This window comes from Photorhabdus sp. CRCIA-P01 (genome assembly GCF_003545805.1).
Classification (GTDB): Bacteria; Pseudomonadota; Gammaproteobacteria; order Enterobacterales; family Enterobacteriaceae; genus Photorhabdus; species Photorhabdus antumapuensis.
On the sequence record NZ_NMQR01000104.1, the window covers coordinates 1 to 4446 of the forward strand.

The window sequence follows — 4446 nt, forward strand, 5'->3', positions numbered from 1 at the left end:
CTCTGCAAACTCGCTGACGCCTGCGCCCCCGGTGGTTGGTTTCCTTTGGCAATTTGCCAGTATGGCCTCCGGTAACCTGTTGCCTGCCAGGTGCTCCAACCTGTCGGCTCCCACAATTAGTTCAATTTCGGGGGTATCACGTTCACCCTTTGGTTTCGGCTCGAATGCTTCGCTATCTACGCTTCACCCTCCAAGTTACCCAGGACGGCGCAAGACTCGCTATCCGGTGGCACTGGCTATGCCTTCCGGAACAGGACTTTCACCTGCAAGATAAATGCAGCTTTTCACAGCGCACGGAGCAACGGAACCATAAGTACTGATAAGTGGTTAAATAGAATGGCTAATATTCATAAAATCAAATAATTATGAGTTTTACATTACCTATTATGAATATACGTCCAAGATGAGTTAAAGGTTATTTGGCTATCGTAGATAGACTGGCTAAAAATAGCAATTCACGATGTAAGTTGGCTACCCAATTTTTGGCTATTTAAGAATATTTTTAATATTCAATCGGTTAAATCTATTGAGCGTTAAGCTTTCGCATTAGAAAAAGCAATGTAATATATTGTTTATAAAAGAGTTAGTTAGCGAAATCGGACAAACCGTTCTTTAAGTCAAAACGGGGTAAGAAACATCTAGTTACGGGAAAAAATAAATACCAGTGCCCTTCGTGTTGAGAAAGCAAAATCATCACGTAATGCTACAGTGCAATGATTTTAGATTGAAAAATTAAGTCAGGCGCTGGTATGTTTATACAATAAAAGTCCTTTGGTAATGAGTCAGTAAATTTTCCTTGGTAATCGTTGTCAGTACGGCTAACCGTAAACAGGGCCCTTCACCTCAGTGAAACCCCATGGTATGGTAAAGTCTCTTAATATTCCCAAACCATTGCCACCTATGTAACCAACATATACCATACGTTCACCCTTTCTCATAATCCACTCGAACCCCCCAGACGCAATCGGATTAAACTTCATATCCTCCCATTCTTGCTGGTGCTGAGCTTTACAGGTTAGTTTATCGCTACTGTTATAGCCAAGATAAGCCCCGCGCTTACCAGCAGGGGAGGCTCGGCAAATAAAACCAAGCCAGCCGCGCGTTTCAACGCACTCAAATACTTGGAGTGGGCGCGTCTCCCAATGAGTAAAGTACAAGTCCCCCGAAGCTGCTTGAAACTTATTATACACTGTTAAAACATCCGCATAAGCATGATATTGACCTATTTCATACTTATGAATAGCATAGAATTTTCCTGGGGTCGGCATATCGTTGCCTGTGAGTCCTGCCATAATCATTCCTCTCTAATTTATGTGGATTCATTACATAGAAGTTTTAATTATTGTCTTTTCTTAAAAAAATAAAATAATAATAATAATCAAGGTTTTGATAAATAGCTTTTCAAAATAGTAGATCACTTGGAGGGAACTCAGTCCGATTTTTGTGATCTGATCAATTGCAAAAAATCCTAAACCACAACCCAGACTGAGTGATGCCAATAATAACATCTATCCCCCCTGATGAAAGCCAAAAAATAAAAAAACTTATCCATAAAACTCGCGACAAGGACTATGCCCGCCGATTAACCGCATTACTGCTGTTAAATGAAGGTGTTACTGGAGAGCATAAAAATCTGTGGGGCAATTATGTGAGATCAAGAAGCGGTAGTCTTGCAAATCACGTTCTGATGAAGTGCTGACCGGATAACCAATAGCTCTACTCGCTCAGATTCCCTGATAAGTATGACTTTATATCCAACTAAATAAAGTGCCCCACACTTTTTTATGCTCTCCTGAAAAATGTTTTAAAAGGTTTCCGGAGAGGTCAGGAAATTGCTTTGGATTTGAAAGAATCGAAGCCTGTTCAGGTTAGTGTCAGGGATGAAAACGGTCATTTTTCAACACGTGAAGTCGTTCGTAACGTCTGGGAAGCAACCAGCTTATCTAAACCGACTCCAAAGGTCAGGAAACCGTCCACATCCAATATTGAGAAAGCGCTCCTGGCTACTGAGAATATGTCAGTTCCTCATGAGCTGAATTACAGGTATGAGTACGTGAAATGGCAACAGACCCAGCCGGTAACTACTAGTATGCGGCTTGAAAACGAAATTAAAACCGCTAATCCTGGTGTTACGGGCAACGATCTGTATAAGCTGTTGGTAGAAAAAGTTCAGGAAATGCAGAAAGTCGAGGCACCAAAAGCCAGCAGTAATCGGGATGTAGATGGCCCAGAAATGGCTTAAATCACCACACGTAAGGCTAGGTATCCACCTAGTCTTGCATATGAGTGCGATCGTGCTATGTAATCTGTGCTTGATCGTGTACATGTTTATGTCTATTCTATATGGAACTAGTTGTAATGCGGAGGAATCACTAGGTGCTCCGGACAATCCTTAGCCGCAGAGCCGTAAGCGTAACGGAGTTCAGAAAGAACCCGATAGAGTATGTTAATGCCGGGAATGGCGAGGTTCTGGCTATTATGAGTCGAAATGAACCTGCATTTTACTGCATTCCTGCGAAGGAATACGGTGAACTACTACAGCTGGTAGAAAATGCAAAAGGTAAACTCAGCGATGATGATAACTGATTGAAGCAAAGGATCTTTAGTCGATCTTTTCATTATGTTTATGAATAGTGAACCTTATGAAAGGTGATACTAATAGTGTTAAAACAAGGAGTTAGCGATAGAGCAGTAGCACGGCTGAATTGATCCACTTGATTGATCGTGCTAAATTACGCTGGTTTACAAATTCATGTGGGTGGGACGTTCCCGGAAATAGCGTCCAAGGATGGGGAACAAGCAAAAGCCTAACCCCTGAATGCAAAAACCCCCTGAAATCTGCTAATCAACTTGGCCGAAGATATCAGATATTCAGGGGATCGTAAAAGCAGGCGCTGGCCTGTAAAGGATTATAACGCATGTACAATCAAGATCAATACTATTCTGCCATAAGTGCAGGATGTGGTGATTGAAGTCAAACGTTCTCGACGCGGTGAGTCCAATGCTCTGCGTAGAGGGAAACCAAAAATCCATCGGCGTTACACGCCAACACTAACCTGTTCTGTACCGCGAGGGATGGCGGCCAAAGTTGTTGCGCGCCTGAGTAGTCACAATTGGCACCATAACAATGACCTCATTAAACTACGCTGTAACGGTTATGTTCCTTATACCAGACGTAATGATCCTGATTATGTGCCAAAGCCCATGCGCATTTCTGCACGTTCAGAGAGTTGTGAAGCACTGACAGCATTGTCGCTGGCCCTGGCTGCTAATTGTGATTACAACCCAGACAGCGATTACCCGTTCGAAATCATTGCACCGTTTGAGAAAATAGCAGCCGCTATGGGGATGCTGCATGTTTACGAAAATGGCCGCAAAGCTTATGATTCGCCACTCCATGCCCTATCTGTGCTAGAACAGCTGAGTTATATTGTTGTCTTGCGTGGACAGGATACAGACACTGGGCAAAATAAACCTCTACGTATTTGGTTAACAGAGAAATTTTTCACGTCTCGCGGAATTGCTATTGAAGAGATCCGCCGGTGGTTGGGACAGTTCCGAACGTGGGCGCTTAAAAACGGCATGACGGAAAGTTTGCGCAAGAAATATGAGCGCCATTTGCTGCGTATTGAGAGCATTGGCATCGATCTGAAAGACAAACACTCTTTACGTAACCGACTCAAGCAAATCAAACGTTGGGTAGTTAGCCCTGACTTGCAGCAGGATAAAGTGAAGAAGGCAGAATCCATCGAAAACGTGCTCAATTCGCAGGAAAACAGCGCAAATCGCCTTGATTGGGTGCTGGATGAGTCACAAAAGCAGTTCCTCAACATCACTAATGTCAAAAAGCAGCGTCAAAACCTCTACTATCAAGCATTTGTTAAATGGTCTACCAGTGGTGCTATATTGCCGATCAAAGTGTTGCAGCTTGAGAACAGTCTCAAGAAAGAAGCCCCCGGTCTGTTGCATAGCGACCCAGAAGCCTACTATAAAACGTTACTGGAGCGAGCAGGAGTCCATATATAACAATAACGTTTATTCTCACTTCACAACCTCCTGCCGTGCCTAGCGCGGTGTTTCTCTTTCCTTTGACTGAGGTTTAGCCTCACCAACAGACACAATTGCTACTATGTAAAACGTTCGCGCGGAATTCAATAATAGTAAAACGACCAAAAAAGGACAATAAAGATACAGTTTTCACCGAGGCTTTCCATAATATCAAATTAACTTCGTAATATACTCATCAATTTTAGTTAACTTCGAACGTTATTTCTGAACAAAATAAGCCCTTTAAAAAGGGAGTAAAATTCGAGCGAACTTCGTTTCGCTCTCGAATTACCCTCCCTCACTCCGTTCGGGCATATCGGGAAGTGCAAAAAGAGATGAAGGGGCGCTATCCAAAACATCTATGGCCGGATGATCCGGCAAATACGACACCCACTCGGC

At 43.0% G+C, this 4446-nt stretch carries 4 protein-coding genes and 2 pseudogenes; 5 read left to right on the forward strand and 1 reads right to left on the reverse strand.

What is annotated here, in order from left to right; translation table 11 throughout:
• Positions 1 to 818: 818 nt before the first annotated feature.
• Positions 819 to 1292, reverse strand: coding sequence for a hypothetical protein (locus tag D3222_RS23575; RefSeq protein WP_232832654.1), 474 nt, complete (start codon positions 1290 to 1292; stop codon positions 819 to 821).
• A gap of 200 nt (positions 1293 to 1492) precedes the next feature.
• Here D3222_RS23575 and D3222_RS23580 point away from each other — a divergent pair.
• The 5 genes and pseudogenes from D3222_RS23580 to D3222_RS26910 form a co-directional block, all read left to right on the forward strand.
• Positions 1493 to 1618, forward strand: a pseudogene (locus D3222_RS23580) (IS630 family transposase); the annotation flags it as partial.
• Positions 1619 to 1837: 219 nt separating this feature from the next.
• Positions 1838 to 2242, forward strand: coding sequence for a hypothetical protein (locus tag D3222_RS23585; RefSeq protein WP_118988248.1), 405 nt, complete (start codon positions 1838 to 1840; stop codon positions 2240 to 2242).
• A 134-nt stretch (positions 2243 to 2376) separates the two neighbouring features.
• Positions 2377 to 2586, forward strand: a complete 210-nt coding sequence (locus tag D3222_RS23590) for a type II toxin-antitoxin system Phd/YefM family antitoxin (RefSeq protein WP_118988249.1) — start codon at positions 2377 to 2379, stop codon at positions 2584 to 2586.
• Positions 2587 to 2964: 378 nt separating this feature from the next.
• Positions 2965 to 4026 carry a Replication protein gene (locus tag D3222_RS23595; RefSeq protein WP_339367458.1) on the forward strand — a complete coding sequence of 354 codons (1062 nt, stop codon included), beginning with the start codon at positions 2965 to 2967 and terminating at the stop codon, positions 4024 to 4026.
• A gap of 332 nt (positions 4027 to 4358) precedes the next feature.
• Positions 4359 to 4446, forward strand: a pseudogene (locus tag D3222_RS26910) (ATP-dependent helicase C-terminal domain-containing protein); the annotation flags it as partial.

What these genes read in the sequence shown, in the direction of transcription:
- D3222_RS23575 (WP_232832654.1), bottom strand. Translation starts at nt 1,292, where the DNA reads ATGGCAGGACTCACAGGCAACGATATGCCGACCCCAGGAAAATTCTAT.